The organism is Amycolatopsis sp. NPDC051373, assembly GCF_040689465.1.
Classification (GTDB): Bacteria; Actinomycetota; Actinomycetes; order Mycobacteriales; family Pseudonocardiaceae; genus Amycolatopsis.
Genome location: NZ_JBFBAE010000035.1, coordinates 45,785 through 70,872 on the forward strand (window position 1 = coordinate 45,785; position 25,088 = coordinate 70,872).

Here is a 25,088-nt window from a genome sequence, read left to right on the forward strand (position 1 = left end):
CTGCAACTGCCAGGGCCCGGCGACCGCGAGTGCCCTTTGACCAGGTGTTTCCCGGAGTCCCCACGTCGCTCCACCGCAAGCCCCGGCCCGGCCCCGCCGGTCTCCCCACCTCACCCCACCCGCGTCGCCACCGCGCCTCACTGCGATCCCCACCGCCCCCACCCGCGGCCCCACCCGCGGCCCCCACTGCGATCCCCACCGGGCCCCACCGGGGTCCCCACCGGGCCCCACCCAGGGGATCCCTGGTCTTCACGCTGCCGTTCCGCGGACGTCCGGCACCCGGTCGGGTTGCTCCGAGACCCCGGCGCGGGGGATCTTGACCACGGGCCCCCACCCACCCCCCACCAGGCCCCACGGCGCTGACCTGCGTAAACGCGTGACACGACGGAGTTAACGCGAGGCAGGTCGCGTTGACTGTGGTGAAAAGTGGGGTACGGTGGTGACCAGTGGGGCAGAAGGGAGCCCCGGGGCCGGAGTCGGGTGGTTCGCCAGCCGGAGCCGGTAGGGAGGTGGAGGCCGGTGTTCCTCGGCACCCACACCCCGAAGCTGGACGACAAAGGGCGGCTCGCGCTGCCCGCGAAGTTCCGCGACGAGCTGGCCGGCGGGCTGATGGTCACCAAGGGGCAGGACCACTGCCTCTTCGTCTTCCCCCGCGCCGAGTTCGAGCAGATGGCACGGAAGGTCGCCGACGCCCCGTTCACGAACGAGGCGGTTCGGGCCTACCAGCGCTACCTGTTCGCTGGAACAGACGAACAACGCCCGGACGGGCAGGGGCGCATCACCATCGCGTCCGAGCTCCGGCGCTACGCCGGGCTGAACAAGGAGTGCGTGGTGATCGGCGCGATCACCAGGCTGGAGATCTGGGACGCCCAGGCGTGGCAGGGCTACCTGGACGAACACGAGGACAGCTACGCGAAGGCTCGAGAGGAAGTTCTACCGGGCGTCTTCTAGGGGACACGGACACCGGAGCACCTGCGTCGTCGGGGGACGCGGGTCCGCCGAGGCCGTGGAACCGGAAAACGTCCCCGCGGATGCCGTGAGGCCTCTGTCCGCTCTTTGGCCCTGGCGCACCTTCCCCGGTGCCAGGTCGGACCGCGGGCGGGCAGGGACCTGACGGCATCCGCCGCATCTTCCCCGGGAATTCGGAGCACGAAAGGGGGAGGGGCATGGCGACCGAACACGAGCACGTTCCGGTGCTGCTGGACCGCATCGTCGAGCTGTTCACCCCCGCCTTCGCCGACCGCGACGCGGTGCTGGTCGACGCGACCGTCGGCCTCGGCGGCCACTCCGACGCGCTCCTCACGGCTTTCCCCCGCCTGCGGCTCGTCGCGCTGGACCGCGACCCCGCCGCGCTCGAGCGCTCGGCCGAGCGGCTCGCGCGGCACGGTGACCGCGTCGACCTCATCCACACCGTCTACGACGGGCTCCCCGAAGCCATCGAGGGCTTGGGACTGTCCCGTGTGGACGGCATCCTCTTCGACCTCGGCGTGTCCTCGATGCAGCTGGACCGCGCCGAACGCGGCTTCGCGTACTCGAAGGACTCCCCGCTGGACATGCGAATGGACCCGACCACCGGGTTCACCGCCGCCGACGTGCTCAACACCTACACACCCGGCGAGCTGATCCGGATCCTGCGCGACTACGGCGAAGAGCGCTTCGCGCAACGGATCGTGCGGGCGGTCGTCGCCGAGCGGGAGAAGGAGCCGTTCACGCGCAGCGCGCGGCTCGTCGAGCTGCTTTACGACGCCGTGCCGGCCGCGAGCCGCCGAACCGGCGGGCACCCGGCCAAGCGCACGTTCCAGGCGTTGCGGATCGAGGTCAACGGCGAGCTGGAAGTGCTGCGGCGGGCGATGCCGGCCGCGCTCTCGGCGCTCGCGATGGACGGCCGCATCGTCGTGGAGTCCTACCAGTCGCTCGAAGACCGCCTGGTGAAGCAGGCGTTCGCGGAGCTCGCGAAGTCGCGGACCCCGGAGGGGCTCCCGGTCGAACTGCCCGGGCACGGCCCCGAGCTGAAACTCCTGACCCGAGGAGCCGAGAAGGCAGGCGAAGGCGAGATCGAGCACAACCCGAGGGCCGCCTCCGTGCGGCTGCGGGCAGCACAGAGGATCGGAGAGCCGCGATGACCGCACCCACGAAGTCCCGCCGCCGCTCCGGCGCGCCGGCGACGCGCCGGAGCGCGCAAGCGGGGACCACGGTCGAGCAGGAACCGCAGACCACGACCGGCCGCACCACCGCGCAGCCGGAAACCACGCCGCGCCGGTCCTCGCGCGGCCGCACCACGGCCGCGGAGCGGGCGTACGCGCGCCGCGCGCAGCGGGCCGACCTGCTGCAGCAGCGGGAGCCGAAGAAGCCCCAAGCCCAGGTCGAACGCACCGAGGCCGAGGTCAAGCCGAAGCGGCTGCTGCTGCGCTGGCCGCGTTCGCGCGCCTCGTTCGTGCTGGTCATGATGGGGCTGCTGGCCGTCGGCGTCGCCTCGACGCTGTGGCTGACCACGCAGGCCATCGCCGACTCCTACCGCCTCGAGCAGCTGCGCACGACCAACGCCGGCCTGGCCGAGGCCAAGGACCGGCTCGAGCGCGACGTCGCGAAGGCGCAGTCGCCCGCGTCGCTGGCGCCGGCCGCGAAGCAGCTGGGCATGGTGCCCGGCGGCGACCCGGCCCGCATCGTGGTGGGGCCGGACGGCAAGACCACCGTCGTCGGCGAGCCGACGAAGGCCCAGCCTGCCGCCGGCTCGACGAACGAGACGCCGCCGCAGCCCGGTAACACCGGTCAGCCCGCTTCGGGTCAGCAAGAGGGCGGCATCGAGGGCGACCTGCCGTCCGCGGGACAGTGATGGTGGCTTCGGGGGCGAGCCGGGCGCGTGCCGCGGGCAGCGCCCGGCGGACCTACGCCGCGGGCACGCGCCGCGCCGTGGCCAAGCGCGGCAACGGCGGGCAGCGCAGCCGCTTCTCGGCGGTGCGCATCCTGCTGGTGGCGCTCATGGTCGTCGCGGGCGTGAAGCTGGTGCAGGTGCAGTGGTTCGAGGCGCCCACGCTCTCGGCCGCGGCCGAGCGGCAGCGCAGCCTCACCATCGACATCCCCGCGCAGCGCGGGTCCATTGTGGACCGCAACGGCAACAAGCTCGCCTTCAGCGTGGAAACCCGCACGCTGTCGGTGAACCTGCGCGTGCTGCACAAGACGATGGACGACTACGCGAAGAAGAACCCCGCGAAGGGGGTGAACTTCGAAAGCGAGGTGACGCAGGCGGCCAAGTACATCGCCGCCAAGGTGCCGAACCTGACCACCGAGCAGGAACTGTTGACGAAGCTGCACAAGCCGCAGTCGTTCACCTACCTCGTGGACAACGTCGAGCCGTCCGTGGCCACCGACATCGTCAAGCAGTTCGCGTGGATCGGCGTGGAGAACCGCGCGATGCGCGAATACCCGGGCGACACGCTCGCGTCGAACATCGTCGGCCTCGCCAACTGGCGCATGGACGACCCCGACGTGTCCAAGCACAACCTCCACGGCGTGGTCGGGCTGGAGCAGTCGCGCGACAACGACCTGGCGGGCACGCCGGGCCGCGAGATCGTGAACACCCAGAACGGCAACGACAACCTGTATCTGCCGGGCTCCGAGCACGTGCTGCAGGCGGCGATCCCCGGTTCGGACCTCGAGCTCACCATCGACTCGGACCTGCAGTACGAGCTGCAGCGGCAGCTGAGCGACTACGTCGCGCAGTCGCACGCAAAGGGCGGCCAGGCCGTGATCATGGACTCGAAGACCGGCGAGATCTACGCGCTGGCCGACGACAAGACGTTCAACCCGAACGACCAGTCGACCTTCCAGGACGAACTGCTCAACGACCGCGCGGTGACCACACCGTACGAACCGGGATCGGTGAACAAGATCGTCACGGCCACCGCGGCCATCGACGAGGGCATCGCCACGCCGCAGTCGACGATCGCGGTGCCGGGCGAGATCAAGATCGCCGACCGCACGGTGCACGACGCCTGGGTGCACGGCACGCAGAACTTCACCACCACGGGCATCTTCGCCAAGTCCTCCAACGTGGGCACGCTGGAGCTGGCGCAGAAGATCGGCCCGGACCGCTACTCGGACTTGCTGAAGAAGTTCGGCATCGGCCAGCGCACCGGCCTCGGCCTGCCCGGTGAGAGCCCTGGTTACGTGCCGCCGCGCAGCCAGTGGTCGGCCAGTACGTTCGGCAACCTGCCGATCGGCCAGGGCCTGTCGATGACCGTGGTCCAGATGGCCGGGATGTACCAGACGATCGCCAATAACGGCCTGCGCGTGCCGCCGCGGATCGTGAAGGCGAAGAAGAACCCGGACGGCACGGTCGTGCCCGAGCCGGCGCCGAAGCCGGTGCAGGTGGTCAGCCCGCAGACCGCGACGACGGTGCGCGACATGCTGCGCGCGGTGGTGCAGAACGCCAAGAGCCCCAACGCGGGTACGGCGCCGTCGGCCGCGCTGGAGGGCTACCAGATCTCGGGCAAGACAGGCACCGGCCAGCAGGTCGACCCGCGCACGAAGGCCTACAGCCAGAGCCTGGCCAACATCACCTTCGCCGGGATCCTGCCCGCCGACCACCCGAGGTTCGTCGTCGGCATCCGCCTCGACGCCCCCGACACCACGCTGCCGGCCGGGCACTCGGCTGGCCCGCTGTTCCACTCCATCGCCTCGTACCTCACGCAGCGCTACCAGATCCCGCTGTCCGACGGTCCGTCGCCGGAGGTCCCGCTCATCATCCCGTACGGTTCCGCGACGTTCCCGCGACACGACCGGAACGCCTTCGCAACACACGGCCCGGGGCCGCCTCGCACCGAGCGAGGCGGCCCCGGGCCGTGTGTTTCCGGCTGCGATAGTCCACATCGGCTGGTGGCGGCGGGCGGAAACGCTTGCCCCGCAACGACGTTGCGCGCGCCGCATAGCACACACGGTGCGCGGCGGCGCTTTCGCCGTACCGCCTTGGGTCACCCGATCGCGCTCTCGGTAACCTCTCGGACGTGTCCGTGTCCTCGTCCAAACCCCAGAGCGGGCCGGCTGCCTCGTCGCTGCCGGAAAGCCCGGTGAAGGCGGTCGCCGCCCCGCCCCGCCCGGCCCGGATCGACCCGGTCCCGCTGGCCACCCTGCTCGCGCGCGCGGGCGCCCGGCTGATCGCCGAGAGCCCCGAGGCCGCCGACCTCACTGTCACCGGCACCACGCTGCGTGCGCAGCACGTGCTGCCGGGCGACCTGTTCGCCGGCTTGCCCGGCGCGCGCGCCCACGGCGCCGACTTCAGCGACCAGGCCGTGGCCGCCGGCGCGGCCGCGGTGCTCACCGACGCCGAGGGCGCCGAGCGCCCCGCGTTGCGCGACGCCGGTATCCCGGTCCTCGTGCACCCGGACCCGCGCGCCGCGCTCGGCGAGATGGCCGCGTGGATCTACGGGGAGCCGTCGCTGCACCTGTCGGTGCTGGGGGTCACCGGCACGTCGGGCAAGACCACCACCTCCTACCTCGTCGACTCCGGGCTGCGTGCTGCGGGCCTGACCACGGGCCTGATCGGCACGGTCGAGACGCGCATCGCGGGCGAGCGCCTGGTCAGCGGCTTCACCACGCCGGAGGCGCCGGACCTGCAGGCGCTGCTCGCGGTGATGCTGGAGCGCGGCGTGACCCACGTGCCGATGGAGGTTTCGAGCCACGCGCTGTCGCTGGGCCGCGTCAACGGCACGCGCTTCGCGGTCGGCGCGTTCACGAACCTCTCGCAGGATCACCTCGACTTCCACCACGACATGGAGGAGTACTTCGCCGCCAAGTCGCTGCTGTTCGACGGCCGTTCGACCACCGAGGTCGTGGTCGTGGACAGCGCGTGGGGCCGGGCGCTGCTCACGCCGCAGACGGTGACGGTGTCGATCGAGCAGGGCGTCGACGCCGCGTGGCGCGCCTCCGACATCGAGCCCACCGCGGCGGGGGAGCAGACCTTCACCCTCCACGGCCCGGACGGGCTCACACTCGCCGCGAAGATCCCGCTGCCGGGTACGTTCAACGTGGCCAACGCCGTGCTCGCCGCCGCGATCCTGGGCAGCGCCGGCGTGGACCCGGCGGCCATCATCGCGGGCCTCGGAGCCGTGGAGGTGCCGGGCCGGATGGAGCGCGTGTACCTGGGCCAGGACTTCACCGCCGTCGTCGACTACGCGCACAAGCCCGCGGCCGTCGCGCAGGGACTCGACGCACTGCGCGCCCGCACCGACGGCCGCATCATCACGGTGCTCGGCTGCGGTGGTGACCGCGACACGGCCAAGCGCCCGATGATGGGCGAGGAAGCCGTCCGCCGCAGCGACGTGCTGATCGTGACCGACGACAACCCGCGGTCCGAGGACCCGGCCCTGATCCGCGCCGCGATGCTCGCCGGTGCGCGGGGCGTCGGGCCGTCCCACGGCGGTGAGATCGTGGAGATCGGCGACCGCCGCGAGGCCATCACCCACGCCGTGTCGCTCGCCCGCGCGGGTGACATCGTCTTCATCGCCGGCAAGGGCCACGAGACCGGCCAGGAGGTCCAGGGTGTCGTGCACCCGTTCTCCGACCGCGACGAGCTCGAGGCCGCCATTCGCAAGCATCTCGAGGTGAGTGCGTGATCGAGCTCAGCCTGGCCGAGATCGCCGACGTCGTCGGCGGCCGGCTGCACGGAGCCGACGGCTCGTTGACCGTCACAGGGTGTGTCGAGTTCGACACGCGCAAGGTCGGGCCCGGCGGCCTCTTCGTCGCCCTTCCCGGCGAGCGCGTGGACGGACACGACTTCGCCGCGAAGGCCGTGGCGTCCGGTGCCGTCGCGGTGCTGGCCGGCCGCGAGGTCGACGCGCCCGCGATCGTGGTGCCGCCGCTGCCCGAGGGCCAGGCCAACGACCGTTCGGTCGCGCTGGCCGGCGACACCGACGGGTCCGGCGCCGCGGTGCTGGCCGCGCTCGCGAAGCTGGCGAACCACGTCGTCGGTCGGCTCGCCGCCGAGGGCCTCACGGTCGTGGCGCTGACCGGCTCGTCGGGCAAGACCTCGACCAAGGACGTCATCGCGCAGCTGCTGGAGCCGATGGGCCCCACGGTCGCGCCGCCCGGCTCGTTCAACAGCGAGCTGGGCCACCCGTGGACCGCGTTGCGCGCCGACCACCGCACCAAGTACCTGGTGCTGGAGATGTCCGCGCGCGGGATGGGGCACATCGCCGACGCGGCCGCGATCACACCGCCGCGCATCGGGGCGGTGCTCAACGTCGGCAGCGCGCACGTCGGCGAGTTCGGCTCGCGCGAAGCCATCGCGAAGGCCAAGGGCGAGCTCGTGGAGGCGCTGCCGAGCGCCGACGCGGGTGGAGTCGCCGTGCTGAACCTCGACGACCCGCTGGTCGCCGCCATGGCCGGCCGCACGAGCGCCCGCGTGGTCGGCGTCGGCGAGACCGCGTCCGCGCAGGTCCGCGCCGCCGACATCACGCTCGACGCCGAGGCCCGCGCATCGTTCCGGCTGATCACTCCCGACGGCGAAGCGTCGGTGACGCTGCCGTTGCACGGCGAGCACCACGTCGGCAACGCGCTCTCGGCCGCCGCCATCGCGCTGGAGCTCGGCGCGACGCCGGCCGAGGTCGCGCAGCGGCTGTCCGCCCTCGAGCGCCGCTCGGCCCACCGCATGGCCGTGACCACGCGCGCCGACGGCGTCACCGTCCTCAACGACGCGTACAACGCCAACCCCGAATCAGTGCGAGCCGCGCTGAAGGCCCTCGCGTCGATGCGCCGGACCGGCCGCCGCGCGTGGGCCGTGCTCGGGGTGATGGGCGAGCTCGGCGCCGACTCCGTGACCGAGCACGACTCCATCGGCCGCCTCGTGGTGCGCCTCAACATCGACAAGCTCGTCGTCGTCGGTGACGAGGCCGCGCCGATGCACCAGGGCGCCTCGCAGGAGGGCTCCTGGAACGAGGAGTCGGTGCAGGTACCCGACGGCGACGCCGCCGTGGCCCTGCTGAATGATCAGCTCCGTCCCGGAGACGTGGTGCTGGTCAAGGCCTCCAACGCCGCCGGCCTGTGGCACGTGGCCGAGGCGCTGCTCGCCCCCTCCGGGCCGGGCTCGCAGTCGACTTCCTCTTCCCCATCTCATTCCTCCCTGTCTCTTTCCTCCTCCCCGTCCCCCTCCTCTGAACGCTCGAACGGTGGTCACGCGTGATCAACATCCTGATCGCGGCCGCGGCGGGTCTGCTGGTCTCCATCCTGCTCACGCCCTACCTGATCCGGGTCTTCTCCCGGCAGGGCTTCGGCCAGGAGATCCGCGAAGAAGGGCCCCAGGGCCACAAGTCGAAGCGCGGCACCCCGACGATGGGTGGCGTCGCGATCATCATCGCGATGGTCGTCGGCTACTTCGTCGCACACCTGATCAGCTGGCTCGGCAACTCCCACAGCTCGGCGCCGTCGGCGTCCGGCCTGCTGGTGCTCATGCTGGCCGTGGGACTCGGCATCGTCGGGTTCCTCGACGACTTCATCAAGATCCGCAAGCAGCGCAACCTCGGCTTGAACAAGACCGCGAAGCTGGTCGGCCAGCTCGTGGTCACGATCCTGTTCGCGGTGCTGTCGCTGCAGTTCGCCGACGAGCACGGCCTCACGCCCGCGTCGCAGAGCCTCTCCTATGTGCGCGACCTGGCGCTGATCACGTTCCCGTGGATCGTGTTCGTGATCTTCTGCTACGTGGTCATCTCCGGCTGGTCGAACGCGGTGAACTTCACCGACGGCCTCGATGGCCTGGCCGGCGGCGCCGCGGCGATGGTGCTGGCGACCTACGTGATCATCTCCTTCTGGCAGGCGCGCCTCTCCTGCGCCGACGGGCCCACGACCGCCTGTTACGACGTGCGCGACCCGCTGGACCTCGCTGTGGTCGCCGCCGCGGCGACCGGCGCGTGCGTCGGCTTCCTGTGGTGGAACGCCGCGCCGGCCAAGATCTTCATGGGCGACACCGGTTCGCTGGCGCTCGGCGGTCTCGTCGCCGGCCTGTCGATGACCACCCGCACGGAGCTGCTCGCCATCGTGATCGGCGGCCTGTTCATGGTCGAGATGATCTCGGTGGTCACCCAGATCGCGGTGTTCCGCACAACGCGGCGAAGGCTCTTCCGGATGGCGCCCTTCCACCACCACTTCGAGCTCGCCGGGTGGGCGGAAACCACGGTGATCATCCGCTTCTGGCTGCTGTCGGCCATCTGCTGCATGTTCGGCCTGGGGCTGTTCTACAGCGAACAGCTCGGTGTCGGGAGCTAGGTCGTGACCGACAGGGAGCTCCTGCTCGAAGGCAAGAACGTGCTCGTGGCAGGCGCCGGCGTCACCGGGAAGTCGGTGGTGCCGGTTCTGCGGGAGCTGGGCGCCCACGTGACGGTCACCGACGGCAACGCCGAGCGGCTCGAAGAGCTGGCGGGCCTCGGTGCCGAGCTGGTGCCGGGGCTGAGCGCTCCGCCGCCGGGCACCGTGCTCGTGGTGACGAGCCCGGGCTGGCGGCCCACGTCGCCGCTGCTGGCCGCCGCGGCCGCTGCCGGCGTCGAGGTGATCGGCGACGTCGAGCTGGCCTGGCGCCTCGGCCAGCTGCGGGAACACCCGCCGTCGTGGCTGGTGATCACCGGCACCAACGGCAAGACCACCACCGTCGGCATGCTCGAGTCGATGCTGCGCGCGGGTGGCGTCGACGCCGTGGCCTGCGGGAACGTCGGCTACGCGGTGCTCGACGCCGTGCGGGCCGGCCACGCCGTGCTCGCGGTGGAGCTGTCCAGCTTCCAGCTGCACTGGTCCTCGACGCTCGCGCCCGACGCGTCGGTGGTGCTCAACCTCGCCGAGGACCACATCGACTGGCATGGCTCCATGGAGGAGTACGGCGCCGCGAAGGGCCGGGCTCACGAGCGCTCGCGCGTGGTCGTGCACAACGCCGACGACGAGTGGTCCACCCGCATCGCCGACGAGCACGCGCCCGAGAGCGCCCGGCGCATCGGGTTCCGCCTGGACACGCCGTACGCCGGTGAGCTCGGGTTGGTCGAGGACCTGCTGGTGGACCGCGCGTTCGTCGCCGACCCCGCCACGAGCGCGGAAGAACTGGCGACCATCGCCGACGTCCGCCCGGCCGGGCCGCACAACGTCGCCAACGCGCTGGCCGCCGGCGCCCTCGCGCGCGCCCACGGCGTGTCACCCGAGGCCGTGCTCAAGGGGCTGCGCGAGTACCAGCCGGCGCCGCACCGCGCTCAGGAGGTCGCCGAGATCGGCGGCGTGCGCTACGTGAACGATTCGAAGGCCACCAACCCCCACGCCGCGGGCGGTTCGCTGCGGGCCCACGAGAGCATCGTGTGGATCGCCGGGGGCCAGCTCAAGGGCGCCGCGGTCGACGAACTCGTGGCCTCGATCGCTGGCCGGCTTCGCGGAGTTGTGCTACTCGGCGTGGATTCACCCGTGATCGCAGCCGCTGTTGCGCGACACGCGCCGGATGTCCCGGTGAACCGCCTCCGTCCGGGTGACCATGAACCCATGACTGCGGCGGTGGATGCGGCCAGCGCGATGGCTCGCCCTGGTGACGTGGTGCTGCTCGCGCCCGCCGCCGCCTCGTTGGACATGTTCCGCAACTACGGCGAGCGCGGCGACGCGTTCATCGCGGCGGTGCGTGTCCTCGCGGGCGGTGCGGCGGGGGCGGCGAATGACGGTAGTTGACGACAAACGGACCCAGGACCGGCCCGAGCGGCCGCGGCGGCGCGAGCGCAAGGAAAGCCCGTTCGTGGCGTTCCGCACCGCGCTGACGGCGTGGCTCTCACGGCCGCTGGCGTCGTTCCACCTCGTGCTCGCGCTCACCGGCGTGCTGATCGTGATCGGCATCGTGATGGTGCTGTCGGCGTCGTCGGTCGCCTCTTACGACCCCAAGACCGGCAGCGGCGTGTACTCGCTGTTCTTCCGGCAGCTGATGTTCGTCGCCATCGGGTCGGTGGTGTTCTGGGTGGGGCTGCGGATCAAGCTCGAACGCATCCGCCGGATGTCGGCCACGATGGTGGTCGTCTGCCTCGGCATGCTGATGCTCGTGCTGACGCCGCTGGGCGCCACCGTGAACGGCTCGCAGGGCTGGTTCAAACTCGGCGTGTTCACGTTCCAGCCGGTGGAGGCCGCGAAGGTCGCGCTGGCGTTCTGGGGCGCGCACATCCTGGTGATCAAGTACAACGTGATCCACCAGTGGCGCCACCTGCTCGTGCCGGTCGTCCCGGTCGCGCTCGTGATGTTCGCGCTGGTCATGCTGCAGCCCGACCTCGGCGGCACGGTCACACTCGCCGTCGTGCTGCTGGCCCTGCTGTGGTTCGCCGGCGCGCCGAAGCGGCTCTTCGGCGTGATCCTCGCCGGCGGTCTCGCCGGCATCCTGGTGCTGGCGATCATCGCCCCGTACCGGCTCGCGCGCGTGATGTCGTTCCTGTCGCCGAACGCCGACACCACGGTGGAGGGCTACCAGGCCAACCAGGCCAAGCTCGCGCTCGCCGACGGCGGCCTGTTCGGCAAGGGCCTCGGCCAGGGCGCGTCCAACTGGGGCTACCTGCCCAACGTGCAGAACGACTTCATCTTCGCCCTCGTCGGCGAGGAACTCGGGTTCGTGGGCTGCGCCGTGGTGCTGGCCCTGTTCGCCCTCGTCGCCGTGGTGGGGCTGCGGATCGCGACGCGGAACATCGACCCGTGGATCCGGATCGTCGCGGGCACGCTCACGATGTTCCTGGTCGCGCAGGCCGCCATCAACATCGGTTACGTCGTCGGCCTGCTGCCCGTCACGGGCGTCACGCTGCCGTTGATCTCCTACGGCGGCACCTCCCTGGTGATCACGATGCTCATCATGGGCGTGCTCGCCAACGCCGCCCGGCACGAACCGGAGGCGGTGGCCGCACTGCGTTCGCAGGGCCCGGGTAAATTCGGACGCCTGCTGAGGCTGCCCGCGCCCGACCCGTACCGCCCGCCCACGACCACCCGCAAGGGACTGGCCGGGCGGGGGACCGGTTCGGGGGCCAAGGCGGCCCGGCCGGCGCCTCGCGCGGCCCGGCCCGCACCGGCGCAGGAGCGCCGCAGGTCGGTCCGCCAGCCGACGCGGCGCAGCACTGCCGCACGGACGAACGCGGCGCGGACAACAGCGAACCGCGGTGCCAGGGGTACCGCGAACCGGAGAGGTCATTGGTGAGTAACCCCGTCAAGGGAGCCGAGCGATCACCCTCGGGCAAGGTGCCCGTGGTGGTCGTCGCCGGAGGTGGCACCGCAGGACACATCGAACCCGCCCTCGCCCTGGCCGACGCCGTCATGCGGCTGCGCCCCGACGCCAAGGTGATCGCCCTGGGCACGGCGCGCGGCCTGGAGAACAAGCTGGTGCCGGCTCGCGGTTACCCGCTGGAGCTCATCCCGCCGGTGCCGTTGCCGCGCAAGCCGACCCCGGAGCTGCTGCGGCTCCCGCTGAAGGTCCGCGACTCCGTGCGCCGGACCCGCGACGTGCTGGAGCGCGTCGGCGCCGACGTCGTGGTGGGCTTCGGCGGCTACGTCGCGCTGCCCGCGTACCTCGCCGCGCGCGGCCGTACGCCGATCGTGGTCCACGAGGCCAACCAGTCGCCGGGCCTGGCCAACAAGGTGGGCGCCCGCTTCGCCGCGCGCGTCGCCGTCGCCGTGCCGGGCACGCCGCTGCCGAAGGCCGAGGTCGTCGGGATCCCGCTGCGCCGGTCGATCACGTCGCTCGACCGCGCCGCGCTGCGCGCCGAGGCCCGCGAGTTCTTCGACCTCGACGCGGACGCCCCGACGCTGCTGGTGTTCGGCGGCTCGCAGGGCGCGCAGTCGATCAACAGCGCCGTTTCCGGCGCCGCGAAGGAGCTGGCCGAGGCCGGCGTCGGCGTCCTCCACGCCCACGGCCCGAAGAACACCCTCGTGGTGCAGGAGTTCCCGGGCAAGCCGGCCTATGTGCCGGTGCCCTACCTGGAACGCATGGACCTCGCCTACGCCGCGGCCGACGTGGTGCTGTGCCGCTCGGGCGCGATGACCGCGGCCGAGGTATCCGCCGTCGGGCTGCCCGCGGTGTTCGTGCCGCTGCCGCACGGCAACGGCGAGCAGGCCGTGAACGCCCGTCCCGCCGTCGACGCGGGCGCCGCCTTCCTGGTGCCCGACGGAGAGCTGACCCCGGCCAAGGTGGCCGAGCTGGTGGTGCCGCTGATCACCGACGCCGCGCGCGTCGCGAAGATGAGCGAGGCCGCCGTGGGGATGGGACACCGCGAGGCCGACGAGACGCTCGCCAAGATCGTGCTGGAGGCCGCAGGTGCCTGAGCTGCCCGAAGAACTGCGCCGCGCGCACCTGATCGGCATCGGCGGGGCCGGCATGTCCGGCATCGCGCGGATCCTGCTCGCCCGCGGGGCGGCCGTGTCCGGTTCGGACGCCAAGGAGTCGCGCGCGCTGCTGTCGCTGCGCGCCCAGGGCGCCGAGCTGTTCGTGGGCCAGCGCGCGGAGAACCTCGACGCGCTCGCCGAAGCCCCGTCGGCCGTCGTGGTGTCGACGGCGATCAAGGAGTCCAACCCGGAGCTGGCCGCGGCCCGTGCGCGCGACATCCCGGTGCTGCACCGCGCGCAGGCGCTCGCGGGGTTGATGGAGGGCCACCGCGTGGCCTGCATCGCCGGCACGCACGGCAAGACGTCGACCACGTCGATGCTCACCGTGGCGCTGCAGCACTGCCGGCTCGACCCGTCGTTCGCGATCGGCGGCGACCTCAACGAGTCGGGTGCCAACGCGCACCACGGCGAGGGCGGGGTCTTCATCGCGGAGGCCGACGAGAGTGACGGTTCGTTCCTCACGTACTCGCCGTCGGTCGCCGTGGTCACCAACGTCGAGCCCGACCACCTCGACCACCACGGCACGGCCGAGGCCTACGTGAAGGTGTTCACGGAGTTCGTCGGGCGCCTGCAGCCGGGTGGCCTGCTCGTGGTGTGCGCCGACGACCCGGGCGCCGCGAAACTCGGCGACGAGGCCGCGGCCGAGGGCGTGCGCGTGCGCCGCTACGGCCGCACCGCCACCGGCGAGGGCGACGCGCGCGTGCTCGACTACAAGCCCGCCCCGGACGGCGGCCAGGTCCGGCTTTCGCTCGACGGCGAGGAGCTCGACCTGCGCGTGGCCGTGCCGGGCGAGCACATGGCGCTCAACGCGGTCGCGGCTCTGCTGGCCGGGCTCGAGCTGGGCGCGCCCGTGGCCGGCCTGGCCGAGGGGCTCGCCGCGTTCGGCGGGGTGCGCCGGCGCTTCGAGTTCAAGGGCCGCTCCGGCGATGTCCGCGTGTACGACGACTACGCCCACCACCCGACCGAGGTGGCCGCTCAGCTCAGGGCCGTGCGCACGGCGGCCGGGCTCGGCCGGGTGCTCGTGGTGTTCCAGCCGCACCTGTACTCGCGCACGCAGACCTTCGCGGCGGAGTTCGCCGAAGCGCTGTCACTGGCCGACGAGGTCGTGGTGCTCGACGTGTACGGCGCTCGCGAAGAACCGGTGCCGGGCGTGACGGGCACGCTGATCGCCGACCGCGTGACGAGCCCGGTGCACTACCAGCCCGCATTCGACCTCGCGGCGAAGCTCGTGGCCGACCTCGTGAAGCCGGGTGACCTCGTGGTGACCATGGGCGCGGGTGACGTGACGCAGCTGGGCCCGGAGATCCTGGCCGAGCTCGACCGGAGGACCGCGGGCGCATGACGTCGACCAGGGAGCGCCGCAACCCGCCCTCGTCCGAAGAGGACGAGCGGGATCGCGCTGCCCTGGCCCGGGCCCGGCGGGGGCGGCGCTCGGAAGAGGAGCGCCGCCGTACCCGTTCGAGCCGCTCGACGGCACCGCGCTCGGGCCGGGCGACTCGGGCGGAGAGCCTGCGCGCGCGTCCGACGCGGAAGAAGGAGATCCGGCGCCGCTGGGTCGCGCTGCTCGTGGTCGTCACGCTCGTGGGCCTGGGGTATCTGCTGTTCTTCAGCTCCATGCTCGGGGTGAAGGACGTGGCCGTGCAGGGTGCGAAAGCGGTGTCGGCGGAGCAGATCCGGGCCGTCGCGGCCGTGCCGGCCGACAAGCCGATGCTGCTCGTCGACGTCGACGGGATCCGCGACCGCGTGGCGGAGATGCCGGGTGTCGCGACCGTGGACGTGTCGCGTTCGTGGCCCAACACCGTGGACATCGCGGTGACCGAGCGCACGGCCATCGCGTTCTTCGACAGCGGCCCGGGCGGCGACGGGGTGCACCTCGTCGACGGTGGCGGAGTCGTGTTCAAGACCGTGAAGACGCGCCCGGCGGGGCTGCCGGAGCTGAAGCTGCCGAAGGTGTCGGCCGACGACCCGGTGACGCGTGCGGTGACCGCGGTGCTCGGCGTGATCCCGCAGGCCCTGCTCAAGCAGGTCACCACCGCGACGGCCCAGACGCCGGCCAGCGTCCAGTTCACCCTCACCGACGGCAAGACCGTCCGCTGGGGCGACGCCGGCAAGACCGATCGCAAGGCGAAAGTCCTGGCCGCCCTGCTCACACAGAAGGGCAAGGTCTACGACGTCTCGGCGCCCGAGCTGCCGACCATCACGTCCTGACCTCGTCTTTTCCACTGGCACCACCTTCTCCGTATGCTGTACGCTGTTTTATTTCGTACGGCATACGAGAGAAGGTGGGGCAGCATGCCGATCCTGGTGACGGGTGCGACCGGAAACGTCGGGCGGCTCGTGGTCGACGAACTCCTGGCCCGCGGCGCGGCGGTGCGCGCGCTGACGAAGGACCCTGAGCAGGCGGCGCTGCCGGCCGGGGCCGAGGTGGTCGTGGGGTCGCTCGCGCGGCCGTCGACGTTGCCGCAGGCGCTCAAGGGGGTCGAGGAGGTGTACCTCGCGCCGATGGCGCGCACGGTCACGCGGTTCTGCGAGCTCGCCGCCGAGGCGGGAGTGCGGCGGGTGGTCGCGCTGTCCGGCAGCAGTGTCGGCGACGAGCACGACGGGTCGAGCGGGCCGGAGTTCGCGGCGGTGGAGGCCGCCGTGACGAAGGCCGGGTTCGCCAGGACGTTCCTGCGGCCGGGGGTGTTCATGGCGAACTCGCTCGGTTGGGCGCATTCCGTGCACACGCACGGGGAAATCCGCACCGCGTATGCGGAAGCGGCGCAGACGCCGATCGACCTGGCCGACATCGCGGCCGTCGCCGCGCACGTGCTCACCACCGAAGGCCATGACGGGCAGACTTATGTCCTCAGTGGACCGGAGGCGCTCACGTTGCGGGAGATGGCCGGGAAAATCGCCGAAGCGCTGGGCCGCGACGTGCCGTTCGTGGAGCTGACCCGGGAGCAGCAGCACTCCGAGTGGGTCGAGCTGGGGATCCCGGGGGAGATCGCCGACTGGCTGCTCGACGGGTTCGCCGCCGCGGTGGCGCGGCCGGAGGTACCGACCGGGGTCGTGGAGGACCTGCTGGGCCACCGCGGCGTGACCTACGCCGAGTGGGCCGCGCGTCACACCGGCGCGTTCTCCTGAGCGCGGGTCCGTTGTCAGTACTCAGTTGTCGGCGCTCAGTTGTCGGCGCTCAGTTGTCAGCAGAGCGCCGTTCGGTTGTCCACCAGGCCAGCGCGATCAGCGGGATGGCGGCGCCGAACACCGACACGGCCGTCCAGCCGCCCAGGTGGTAGAGGACCGACCCGATCTCCGACCCGATCGCTCCGCCCACGAAGAACGTGGCCAGGTAGATGCTGTTCACGCGGGCGCGGGCGTTCGGGTCGAGCTGGTAGATCACGTGCTGGCCGGACACCATCGTGGTTTGCACGGCCATGTCGAGGGCGATCGCCCCCACAGCGAGCAGGATCACGCTGTGCGCGCCGAACCCGCCGACGGCGAACGCCACCGCGCACAACAGGAAGGACGCGCCGGTGGCCACGCGGCCGTGGCCGTGGTCCGCCCAGCGCCCGGCGAGCGGCGCGATGGCCGCCCCGGCCGCGCCGACGAGCGCGAACAGTCCGACGCCGAGTTGCGAGTAGCGGAACGGCGCGGAGGTGAGTACGAACGCGATCGTGGTCCAGAAGGCGCTGAACACCGAGTAGAGCGCGGCCTGGTACAGCGCGCGGCGGCGCAGCGCCGGGTGGTCGCGGGCGAGCCGCAGCGTCGAGCGCAGCAGCTCTCCATAGTGGACGGACGTCTTCGGCGCGCGCCGCGGCAGGCTGAAGCGCAGTGCCACGGCGAGGATGGCCATCAGCCCGGCCGAGATCAGGAACACGACCCGCCAGGTCGTGACCTCGGCCAGCAGGCTCGCCGCGACGCGGGAGAGCAGGATGCCGAACAGCAGCCCGCTCATCACCCGCCCGACGATGCGCCCGCGCACGGCGTCGGGCGTGAGGTCGGCCGTGAGCGGGATCAGGATCTGCACCACCACCGACGTCGAGCCGGCGATGAGCGACGCGATCAGCAGCACGGAGAACTGCGGCGCGAGGCCGGTGGCCACGAGCCCGGCGCACGCGATGGCCAGCAGCAGTGACACCAGGCTGCGGTTCTCCACGCGGTCGCCGAGCGGGACGATCAGCAGCATGCCCGCCGCGTAGCCGATCTGGGTGGCGGTGACCACACCGCCGGCCGCGGCCTCGCCGACGCCGAACGTGGTCCGCAGCTCGTTGAGCAACGGCTGCGCGTAGTAGAGGTTCGCGACTGTCAGTCCACAAGAGACGGCGAGGAGCAGGACGAGCCACGAGGGTGGCGCCTGCTGGGGCGCCGCGGGAGACGTGGTCTCGGCTTCGGGCTGGGCCACGGGCACCTCGTTCTCGACAACCGGAATAACCGGTTCCCGATTCTAACAGCCGGTAACCGGCGGCCCGGGGTGATCTTCGCGACCCGGAACCGCTTGCGTACCGCCGGTTTCCGTCCGGAGTGTCCGGGTTACCCGGAGCGCGCTCCGGCCACTGTGGACAGTGTTGCGCTCGCTGGCGCGGCCGGAGCGGCCACCCGCCGGCAGGCGCGGGAATCGCCCTCGGGCGGTCCGGGTGACTTCACCGGGCCTGTTTCGCCGCGGACGATCGTGGCCTCGGGCGCGCATGTCCGGCGTCGCAGCCCATTGGCGGGTGGCGGACAGCCGTGGGGCGGCATGGGGAGCGGCCCGGGTGACTTCGCGGGGCCCGTTTCGGCGCGGACGATCGTGAGGCTCGGCTGCTCTGGCGTCCGGCAGGCAGGCGAACACCTCGTGGACCGGACAGCGCGGTGAAAGCCCCTCGGGATGGAGGGGCTTTCACCGCCTGGTGAATCAAGCGAGCGCCGCGTCCATCGTGATCGTGGTGCCGGCGAGCGCTTTGGTGACCGGGCAGGTCTTCTCGGCGGTCTCGGCCAGCTCCGCGAACTGCTCCGGCGTCACGCCGTCGAGCTTCGCGCGCAGGGTGATGGCGATGCCGCTGATCTCGAAGCCGCCGCCCTGGGCCGGGCCGAGCGTGACCTCGGCGGAGACGTCGATGGACTCCGCCTCGAGCTTCTGTGACTCCAGCACGCCCGACAGGTTCATCGCGAGGCACGAGGAGTGCGCGGCGGCGATGAGCTCTTCGGGGCTGGTCTGGCCGTCGGGGTTGCCCGAGCGGGTGGGGAACGACACGTCGAAACTGCCGGCATTGGACGAGTCGAGCGTGACCTCGCCCTTGCCCTTCTGCAGTCCGCCGGTCCAGTGGGTCGTCGCGTCGCGGCTGGGCACAACTGCCTCCTCGGTGCCGGATCCCCCGGGGTGGGGGATCGCTGTGGTTCATCTGTCATGAACATATTGCGCAATCAGATTGTGCGCAACCTATCCGGCGAAAAAAGATTGCCCGGTGCGGAAGGCTGCACCTCGTGACCACCGCGCCGGAACGCCCCGACCCGCCCATGGACGCCGACGAGCGCACCCAGCTCACCGGTTTCCTCGACTTCCTTCGCGCGACCGTCGTCTGGAAAACCAGCGGGCTCACCGACGAGCAGGCCCGCCGCCGCCACCTGCCCAGCGAGCTGACCACCATCGCCGGCCTGCTGAGCCACCTCACGCTCGTGGAGAACTGGTGGTTCCGCGTGGTGCTCGACGGTCAGCCCGACGAGTGGGAAGAGGCTCTGGAGCTCGACCGCGACGCCGAGTTCCGCGCGGCGATGACGACCCCGATCGAGCAGCTCGTGGCCGGCTACGAAGCCGAAATCGCGCTCAGCCGCGAGGTCGTTGCGGCGCGCGAGTTCACCGACACCGTGCTCCACAAAGGCGACCGGCAGCTCAACGTGCGCTGGGTCGTGACGCACATGATCGAGGAGACCGCCCGCCACCTCGGCCACCTCGACCTGCTGCGCGAGCTGACCGACGGGCTCACCGGCGAGTGAGCCTCTTCGGCGGCAACGGGAAGAACCCGCTGGTGCGCTCCACGTACGTCGCGCAACCCGGCCGCGTGCGCGCCATGCTCTTCTCCAGCATCGGTTTCCCGGTGCCGCGGGCGAGGGTGAACGTCATGGCGATCGGCGAGAGGATCGTCGCCGCGCCGGGCCACGTCGAGCAAGCCAGCAGGTACAGGCCCCACCACACGCAGGCGTCGCCGAAGTAGTTCGGGTGCCGCGTGTAGCGCCACAGCCCGGTGTCGAGCACCTCACCACGGTTGCCGGGGTCCGCGCGGAAACGGCTCAGCTGGGCGTCGCCGACGGACTCGAAGGTGAAGCCGAGCACCCACACCGCGACGCCGATCCAGCCGAGCACGCCGAGGCCGGTGCCGTACACCGCGAACTGCACCGGCAGCGAGACGAACCACAGGATCCCGGCCTGCAGGAGGTAGACGCGGACGAAGATCCGCGCACCTGGGTTGTCGCCGGCGCGCTCGACCATCCGCTGGTAGCGCGGGTCCTCGTCGCCGCCGCGGTTGCGCAGGTGCAGGTGGACGGCGAGCCGCACGCCCCACACGACCGTGAGCGCGGCCGTGACCAGCCGCAGCACGAGTGGTCCGCTGCCCAGCGGGAACGCGACCACGGCGACCAGGGCGAACCCGAGCCCCCAGAACGTGTCGATGGTGTCGCAGCGGCGGCGCAGGCGGGCGATCCCGAACGTCACCGTCACCGCCACCAGCACCACGCCGGCGGTGATCGCGACGAGCGGGCCGAGGCCGATCACGCCCACTCCCGCGTGGCCGGCAGCCCGCTTCCGCCGGTTTCGGTCGGCCGCACGGCCAGGATCTGGTCCACGCCCATGCGGTTCTCCTCGAACGCCAGCGCGCCACCGACGAGGTAGAGCCGCCACACGCGCGCCTCGGCCTCGCCGACCAGCGCGACGGCCTCGGCCCAGTGGAACTCCAGGGTCTCGGCCCACTCGCGCACAGTCGTCACGTAGTGCTCGCGCAGCGCGTGCACGTCGCGGATCTCGAACCCGGCCGTCTCGAGGTGTCCGAGCGTGCGGCTCAGCGGCCGCATCGTCATGTCCGGGGCGATGTAGCGCTCGATGAACGCGCCGCCACCGGGCGCTGTGTCCCCGGCGCGCCCGCGCGACATCTGCTGCAGCACGAGCCGCCCGGCCGGGTTGAGCATGCGGAACAGCGTATTCGCGTACGTCGGATAGTTCTTTTCGCCGACGTGCTCGCCCATCTCGACCGACGCGACGGCGTCGAACGGCTCGTCGGTCAACTCTCGGTAGTCCTGCTGCCGCACCTCGACGCGGCCTTCGAGGTCGTGCTGGGCCAGGCGCCCTCGCACGTGCTGCACCTGCTCGGCCGACAGCGTCACGCCCACCGAGTGCACGCCGTGGTGCTTGGCCGCGTGCACCAGCAGCGAACCCCAGCCACAGCCGACGTCGAGCAGCCGCATGCCGGGGCGCAGGCCGAGCTTGCGGCAGATCAGCTCCAGCTTGTCGTGCTGCGCCTGCGCGAGGCCGTAGCCGGGCGCAGGAGGGTTTCCGGCCGTCCAGTACCCCGACGAGTAGGCCATCGAGTCGTCGAGCAGCGGCTGGTAGAAGGCGTTGGACAGGTCGTAGTGATGGGCGATGGCCGACCGGTCGCGCCGCAGGCTGTGCAGCACGCCGGTCAGCCTCGCCTCCTCCGCGGGCGGTTTCGGCGGCAGGCCCAGCACGCCCAGGCGCGCGGCGAGCCCCACCGCGCCGGCCCAGTCCCGTGGGGCGAGCTGCACCCTCCTCAGCTCGCCCGAGCGGGTCAGCGCCCAGATCCGCCGGAACCCCTCGGTGAGGTCTCCTTCCACGTCGAGGTCGCCCGACACGTACGCGCGCGCCAGGCCCAGCTCGCCCGGTGCGTAGAGCAGCCGGCGCAGCGCGCGGCGGTTCTTCAGGACGACGGTCGGGCCCTCGGGGCCCACGCGCTCGCCGTCCCACGTGCGGACGGCGATCGGCAGCGGCGCGCCGAGGAGGCGTTCGACGAAGGTGGCCAAGCGGTTCGCGGTGCTGTTCGGCATACCCGGGGTTCGGAGCCCTCCGCCAGGCGGATGGGGCCCGATTCCCACCAATCCACGGCGGCACCGGTCCCGAATCCCTGCCGTGCACCAGACCACAGGACACCGCATCGCTGTCATCGGCAGCGGGGTCGCCGGCCTCACCGCCGCCTACCTGCTGCAGCGCCGCCACGAGGTGCGGCTGTTCGAAGCCGACCCCCGGCTCGGCGGGCACGCCCACACCCACGACGTGCCCAGTGCCCACTGCGGCACGATCGGCGTGGACTCCGGCTTCATCGTCCACAACGAACGCACGTACCCGACGCTGCTGCGCTTGTTCGGCGAGCTCGGCGTGCGCACCCGCGAGACCGAGATGTCGATGAGCATCCGCTGCGACGGCTGCGGCCTCGAGTACGCCGGCGCGAAGGGCGTGCGGGGCCTGTTCGCGCAGCGGCGCAACGCCACCGACCACCGCTACCTGCGCATGCTCACCGAGGTCAAGCGCTTCCACCGGCACGCGGCGCGGCTGCTGCAGCGCGAGGACGCCGGCGACGTGGGCCTCGGCGCGTTCGTCGCGATCGGCGGGTACTCGCGCTACTTCGTGGACCACTTCGTGCTGCCGCTCGTGTCCACCGTCTGGTCGGCCGACCGCACGGACACGCTGAAGTACCCGGCGCGCTACCTGTTCGAGTTCCTGCGCAACCACGGGATGCTCACGGTGAAAACTCGCCGACGTGGCGGACGGTCGAAGGCGGCTCGCGCGAGTACGTGGAGCTGGCCGCGAAGCAGCTCACCGCCGTGCACCTGTCCACGCCGGTGCGCTCGGTGCGGCGGACCGCGCGCGGCATCGAGATCCGCGACGACGGCGACACCCGCCACCGCGTCGACCGCGTCGTGGTCGCCACCCACGCCGACCAGGCGCTGCGGCTGCTGGCCGACCCGACTCCCGCCGAGCGCGAAGTGCTCGGCGCGTTCCGCTACTCCCGCAACGACGCCTGGCTGCACACCGACACGAGCGTGCTGCCGAACGCCGAGGCCGCGCGGTCCGGCTGGAACTACCGCACGCCCGTGTGCGGCGCGGGCAGCGACGCCGTGCAGGTGAGCTACGACATGAACCGCCTGATGCGCCTCGACGAACCCACCGGCTACGTCGTCACGCTCAACCCGCGGGCCGAGCCCGACGCGTCGTCCGTAGTCGCGAAGATGACCTACGATCATCCCGTTTACACGCCGGAATCGGTTGCGGCGCAACGGAAGCTCGCCGCGTTGAACGACGGGGTGATCGCCTACGCCGGCGCCTACCACGGCTGGGGGTTCCACGAGGACGGCTGCTCGTCGGGCGTCCGCGCGGCCGAGAGCTTCGGGGTGGGCTGGTGACCGCCGCGCTGTACGACGCCACGGTCGGCCACGTGCGCCGCGCCGACCCGCCGCACGCGTTCGTGCACAAGCTGTACCTGTGGCTGACCGACCTCGACTCGCTGCCGCGGCTGCCGTGGTGGCTGCGGCCCTTCGCGACATTCGACGGCCGCGACCACTTCGACCCCGGCGACCCGGGCGACATCCGGTCCAAACTGGACCGCTGGCTCGCCGACCACGGGGTGGACCTGCGCGGCGGGGCGGTGACGATGCTCGCGTCGGCGCGCGTGCTGGGCTACGTGTTCAACCCGATCACCGTCTACTGGTGCCACACGCCGGACGGGGCGCTCGAGTGCGTCGTCGCCGAGGTCCACAACACCTACGGCGGGCGGCACGCGTACCTGCTGCGCCCCGACGCGGCGGGTGAGTCCCGTGCCGAAAAGGAGTTCTACGTGTCGCCGTTCCAGGAGATGGCGGGGGAGTACCGCATGCTCTTGCCGCGGCCCGACGCGCTGCTCGACCTCACCGTCGCCTTGCACCACCGTGCCCGAAACAGTGACACCGCGCCGTTGCTCGCTACGCTGCGAGGAGTCCGGAGGCCGGCCGGCGCGCGTTCGCTCGCGCGGCTCGTGCTCGGCCGGCCCCTGCAGCCGCAGCGCGTGGCAGCCCTGATCCGCCGCCACGGCGTCACGTTGTGGCTGCGCAAGGCCCCGGTGGCCACCCGGACCCCACAGAACTCGTCAGGAGCGCTCCATGGATGAGACCGCCCGCCCGCGCCCGGTCGCGGCCGTGCCGGTGGGCGCCGAGCAGGCGGCGCCCACCGCCGAAGACCTCATGGCCCAGGTCGCCAAGGGCGACGAGCGCGCGTTCGAGCTGCTCTACGACCAGCTCGCCGGACCGGTCTACGGCCTCGTGCGGCGGATCGTGCGCGACTCGGCGCAGTCGGAGGAGGTGACGCAGGAGGTGCTCGTCGAGCTCTGGAAGACCGCCACGCGCTACTCGCCCGAGAAGGGCAGCGCGCTCAACTGGGCGATGACGCTGGCGCACCGCCGCGCCGTGGACCGCGTGCGGTCCGCGCGGGCCGGCACCGAACGCGAGCAGAAGGCGACGTTCGAGGCCGCGCGCGGCCGGCCGTTCGACGAGGTGGCCGAGTCGGTCACCGCCCGGCTGGAGCGCTCGCAGGTGCGCCGCTGCCTCAAGTCGCTCACGGAGCTGCAGCGCGAGTCGGTGCTCCTGGCCTACTACCAGGGCTACACCTACCGCGAGGTCGCCGACGTGCTGGCGACTCCGCAGGGGACGATCAAGACGAGGGTGCGCGACGGGCTGATCCGGCTGCGCGACTGCCTGGGGGTGACCGCGTGAACTCGCCGGAGATGCACACGTTGACCGGTGCGTACGCGCTCAACGCCCTTTCGGACACCGAGCGCGCCCTGTTCCGTCGGCACCTCGAGCAGTGCGTGGCCTGCGCGCAGGAGGTCCGCGAGCTGCGGGCCACCGCGGCCCGGCTCGGCGCGGCGATGGCCGAGGAGCCGCCCGCGTCGCTGAAGCAGCGCGTGCTCGCCGAGATGCGCTCGACACCGCAGCTGCCGCCGTTGTCCGGGCCGGAGCCCGGGGAGCGGTCGCGCGGCCGGCGCCGTTGGCCGCTGATCCTGGCCACGGCGGCCGCGGTCGTGGGCCTCGCGCTCGCCGGAGTGTTCGGCGGGCTCGCGGTGACCACGCAGGGGCGCCTCGACGCGGCGCAGTCGCAGCTGGACCAGGCGCGCGTGCGCTACCAGCCCGTCGCGGAGATCCTCGCCGCGCCGGACGCGCAGGCGATCCACGGCACCGCGCCCGGCGGGGGCGGGGGCACGGTGGTCGTGTCGAAGCAGCTCGACCGCATGATGTTCATGGAATCAGACCTGCCGCCGTATCCGGCGGGGCACGTCTACCAGGCATGGCTGATGGGCCCGGACCTCGCGCCGCGCCCGGCCGGGCTCCTGCCGGGCGGACCCGCGGGTTCGCTGGTGGTGGCCGACGGGCTGGCCGGCGCGGACCAGTTCGCGATCAGCGTGGAGCAGGCCGGTGGCTCGCCGACCGGAAAGCCTTCGGACGACGTGGTTCTCGTGATGTCGATGCCCGCCTGATCTGGTGCTGACGCTGCGGTGATTCCGCCAGGAGCGGCGGTACCGGTTTCCCGCCGGTGCCGCCGCTCCCGTGTTTCTCCGGTGCCATAGCAGACGAGTGGATCACGGGGTGATCGGGTTCCCGGCCTTGCGCAGGCGTTCGCGTTGTGGCAAAACACCTTTGCCGCACACGGCGTGGCTACTGGATTAGAGCCTGCCTGGTGCCTACCGTCCTGCTCTAACGCCGGTGGTTGACATAACTCTCATTCTCGGGTTGAGGGTCAGGGTTGC

Annotated in this window: 20 protein-coding genes and 2 pseudogenes; 18 read left to right on the forward strand and 4 right to left on the reverse strand. The window is 71.9% G+C overall.

Annotation, left to right across the window (positions count from 1 at the left end):
* Positions 1-519: 519 nt before the first annotated feature.
* The 13 genes and pseudogenes from mraZ to AB0383_RS43330 all read left to right on the forward strand — a co-directional run bounded on the left by mraZ (position 520) and on the right by AB0383_RS43330 (position 16,479).
* Complete coding sequence (gene mraZ / locus AB0383_RS43270; RefSeq protein ID WP_220242238.1) at positions 520-951, forward strand: division/cell wall cluster transcriptional repressor MraZ; 432 nt, start codon at positions 520-522, stop codon at positions 949-951.
* A 215-nt stretch (positions 952-1,166) separates the two neighbouring features.
* A complete protein-coding gene (gene rsmH / locus AB0383_RS43275; protein ID WP_366190313.1) occupies positions 1,167-2,123 on the forward strand; it encodes a 16S rRNA (cytosine(1402)-N(4))-methyltransferase RsmH in 957 nt (318 codons plus the stop codon).
* Positions 2,120-2,833 (forward strand): hypothetical protein, encoded by a 714-nt coding sequence (locus tag AB0383_RS43280; RefSeq protein WP_364186389.1) that lies wholly within the window; start codon positions 2,120-2,122, stop codon positions 2,831-2,833. The genes rsmH and AB0383_RS43280 overlap by 4 nt, the downstream gene beginning before the upstream one ends.
* Positions 2,833-4,746 (forward strand): annotated as a pseudogene (locus tag AB0383_RS43285) (penicillin-binding protein 2); the annotation flags it as partial. The gene AB0383_RS43280 and the pseudogene AB0383_RS43285, both read left to right, overlap by 1 nt.
* A gap of 320 nt (positions 4,747-5,066) precedes the next feature.
* The gene (locus tag AB0383_RS43290; protein WP_364186430.1) at positions 5,067-6,611 is read left to right on the forward strand and encodes a UDP-N-acetylmuramoyl-L-alanyl-D-glutamate--2,6-diaminopimelate ligase; all 1,545 of its coding nucleotides are present in this window, start codon (positions 5,067-5,069) and stop codon (positions 6,609-6,611) included.
* Positions 6,608-8,176 (forward strand): UDP-N-acetylmuramoyl-tripeptide--D-alanyl-D-alanine ligase, encoded by a 1,569-nt coding sequence (gene murF, locus AB0383_RS43295; RefSeq protein WP_364186385.1) that lies wholly within the window; start codon positions 6,608-6,610, stop codon positions 8,174-8,176. Before AB0383_RS43290 ends, murF begins: the two co-directional genes overlap by 4 nt.
* The gene (gene mraY / locus AB0383_RS43300; protein ID WP_220242233.1) at positions 8,173-9,255 is read left to right on the forward strand and encodes a phospho-N-acetylmuramoyl-pentapeptide-transferase; all 1,083 of its coding nucleotides are present in this window, start codon (positions 8,173-8,175) and stop codon (positions 9,253-9,255) included. The genes murF and mraY overlap by 4 nt, the downstream gene beginning before the upstream one ends.
* Positions 9,256-9,258: 3 nt before the next feature.
* Positions 9,259-10,680, forward strand: coding sequence for a UDP-N-acetylmuramoyl-L-alanine--D-glutamate ligase (murD, locus tag AB0383_RS43305; protein WP_364186382.1), 1,422 nt, complete (start codon positions 9,259-9,261; stop codon positions 10,678-10,680).
* On the forward strand, positions 10,667-12,172 hold the full coding sequence (ftsW, locus tag AB0383_RS43310; RefSeq protein WP_366190314.1) for a putative lipid II flippase FtsW: 1,506 nt from the start codon (positions 10,667-10,669) through the stop codon (positions 12,170-12,172). Before murD ends, ftsW begins: the two co-directional genes overlap by 14 nt.
* Positions 12,169-13,293 carry an undecaprenyldiphospho-muramoylpentapeptide beta-N-acetylglucosaminyltransferase gene (murG, locus tag AB0383_RS43315; protein ID WP_364186378.1) on the forward strand — a complete coding sequence of 375 codons (1,125 nt, stop codon included), beginning with the start codon at positions 12,169-12,171 and terminating at the stop codon, positions 13,291-13,293. The genes ftsW and murG overlap by 4 nt, the downstream gene beginning before the upstream one ends.
* Positions 13,286-14,695 (forward strand): UDP-N-acetylmuramate--L-alanine ligase, encoded by a 1,410-nt coding sequence (murC, locus tag AB0383_RS43320; RefSeq protein ID WP_364186376.1) that lies wholly within the window; start codon positions 13,286-13,288, stop codon positions 14,693-14,695. The genes murG and murC overlap by 8 nt, the downstream gene beginning before the upstream one ends.
* Positions 14,692-15,561: an FtsQ-type POTRA domain-containing protein gene (locus AB0383_RS43325; RefSeq protein WP_364186375.1), complete on the forward strand. Its 870-nt coding sequence runs from the start codon at positions 14,692-14,694 to the stop codon at positions 15,559-15,561. Before murC ends, AB0383_RS43325 begins: the two co-directional genes overlap by 4 nt.
* Positions 15,562-15,645: 84 nt before the next feature.
* Positions 15,646-16,479 carry an NAD(P)H-binding protein gene (locus AB0383_RS43330; protein WP_364186374.1) on the forward strand — a complete coding sequence of 278 codons (834 nt, stop codon included), beginning with the start codon at positions 15,646-15,648 and terminating at the stop codon, positions 16,477-16,479.
* 49 nt (positions 16,480-16,528) lie between these two features.
* Here the strand turns inward: AB0383_RS43330 and AB0383_RS43335 are convergent, their stop codons facing one another.
* A complete protein-coding gene (locus AB0383_RS43335; RefSeq protein WP_366190315.1) occupies positions 16,529-17,737 on the reverse strand; it encodes an MFS transporter in 1,209 nt (402 codons plus the stop codon).
* Positions 17,738-18,226: 489 nt separating this feature from the next.
* Positions 18,227-18,661 carry an OsmC family peroxiredoxin gene (locus AB0383_RS43340; RefSeq protein WP_364186371.1) on the reverse strand — a complete coding sequence of 145 codons (435 nt, stop codon included), beginning with the start codon at positions 18,659-18,661 and terminating at the stop codon, positions 18,227-18,229.
* Between the two features lie 134 nt (positions 18,662-18,795).
* On the opposite strand from AB0383_RS43340, the gene AB0383_RS43345 reads away from it, so the two are divergent.
* Entirely contained in the window at positions 18,796-19,305 is a 510-nt protein-coding gene (locus AB0383_RS43345) for a DinB family protein (protein ID WP_364186370.1), read from the forward strand.
* Here AB0383_RS43345 and AB0383_RS43350 read toward each other — a convergent pair.
* Together AB0383_RS43350 and AB0383_RS43355 are read right to left on the reverse strand one after the other, a co-directional pair.
* Positions 19,292-20,077: a DUF1295 domain-containing protein gene (locus AB0383_RS43350; protein WP_366190322.1), complete on the reverse strand. Its 786-nt coding sequence runs from the start codon at positions 20,075-20,077 to the stop codon at positions 19,292-19,294. The genes AB0383_RS43345 and AB0383_RS43350 overlap by 14 nt on opposite strands.
* Positions 20,077-21,363, reverse strand: coding sequence for a cyclopropane-fatty-acyl-phospholipid synthase family protein (locus tag AB0383_RS43355; RefSeq protein ID WP_366190316.1), 1,287 nt, complete (start codon positions 21,361-21,363; stop codon positions 20,077-20,079). Before AB0383_RS43355 ends, AB0383_RS43350 begins: the two co-directional genes overlap by 1 nt.
* An 82-nt stretch (positions 21,364-21,445) precedes the next feature.
* Between AB0383_RS43355 and AB0383_RS43360 the strand changes: the two are divergent.
* The 4 genes and pseudogenes from AB0383_RS43360 to AB0383_RS43375 all read left to right on the forward strand — a co-directional run bounded on the left by AB0383_RS43360 (position 21,446) and on the right by AB0383_RS43375 (position 24,818).
* Positions 21,446-22,716, forward strand: a pseudogene (locus AB0383_RS43360) (FAD-dependent oxidoreductase).
* Positions 22,710-23,456 carry a DUF1365 domain-containing protein gene (locus AB0383_RS43365; protein WP_366190323.1) on the forward strand — a complete coding sequence of 249 codons (747 nt, stop codon included), beginning with the start codon at positions 22,710-22,712 and terminating at the stop codon, positions 23,454-23,456. The pseudogene AB0383_RS43360 and the gene AB0383_RS43365 overlap by 7 nt, the downstream one beginning before the upstream one ends.
* On the forward strand, positions 23,449-24,057 hold the full coding sequence (sigK, locus tag AB0383_RS43370) for an ECF RNA polymerase sigma factor SigK (RefSeq protein ID WP_220242223.1): 609 nt from the start codon (positions 23,449-23,451) through the stop codon (positions 24,055-24,057). The genes AB0383_RS43365 and sigK overlap by 8 nt, the downstream gene beginning before the upstream one ends.
* Positions 24,054-24,818: an anti-sigma factor gene (locus tag AB0383_RS43375; protein ID WP_364186367.1), complete on the forward strand. Its 765-nt coding sequence runs from the start codon at positions 24,054-24,056 to the stop codon at positions 24,816-24,818. The genes sigK and AB0383_RS43375 overlap by 4 nt, the downstream gene beginning before the upstream one ends.
* The last annotated feature ends 270 nt before the right edge of the window (positions 24,819-25,088 follow it).

Coding starts and splice junctions, on each gene's coding strand:
- sigK (WP_220242223.1), top strand. CDS start 23,449: ATGGATGAGACCGCCCGCCCGCGCCCGGTCGCGGCCGTGCCGGTGGGC.
- AB0383_RS43330 (WP_364186374.1), top strand. CDS start 15,646: ATGCCGATCCTGGTGACGGGTGCGACCGGAAACGTCGGGCGGCTCGTG.
- AB0383_RS43355 (WP_366190316.1), bottom strand. CDS start 21,363: ATGCCGAACAGCACCGCGAACCGCTTGGCCACCTTCGTCGAACGCCTC.
- rsmH (WP_366190313.1), top strand. CDS start 1,167: ATGGCGACCGAACACGAGCACGTTCCGGTGCTGCTGGACCGCATCGTC.
- AB0383_RS43325 (WP_364186375.1), top strand. CDS start 14,692: ATGACGTCGACCAGGGAGCGCCGCAACCCGCCCTCGTCCGAAGAGGAC.
- AB0383_RS43280 (WP_364186389.1), top strand. CDS start 2,120: ATGACCGCACCCACGAAGTCCCGCCGCCGCTCCGGCGCGCCGGCGACG.
- ftsW (WP_366190314.1), top strand. CDS start 10,667: ATGACGGTAGTTGACGACAAACGGACCCAGGACCGGCCCGAGCGGCCG.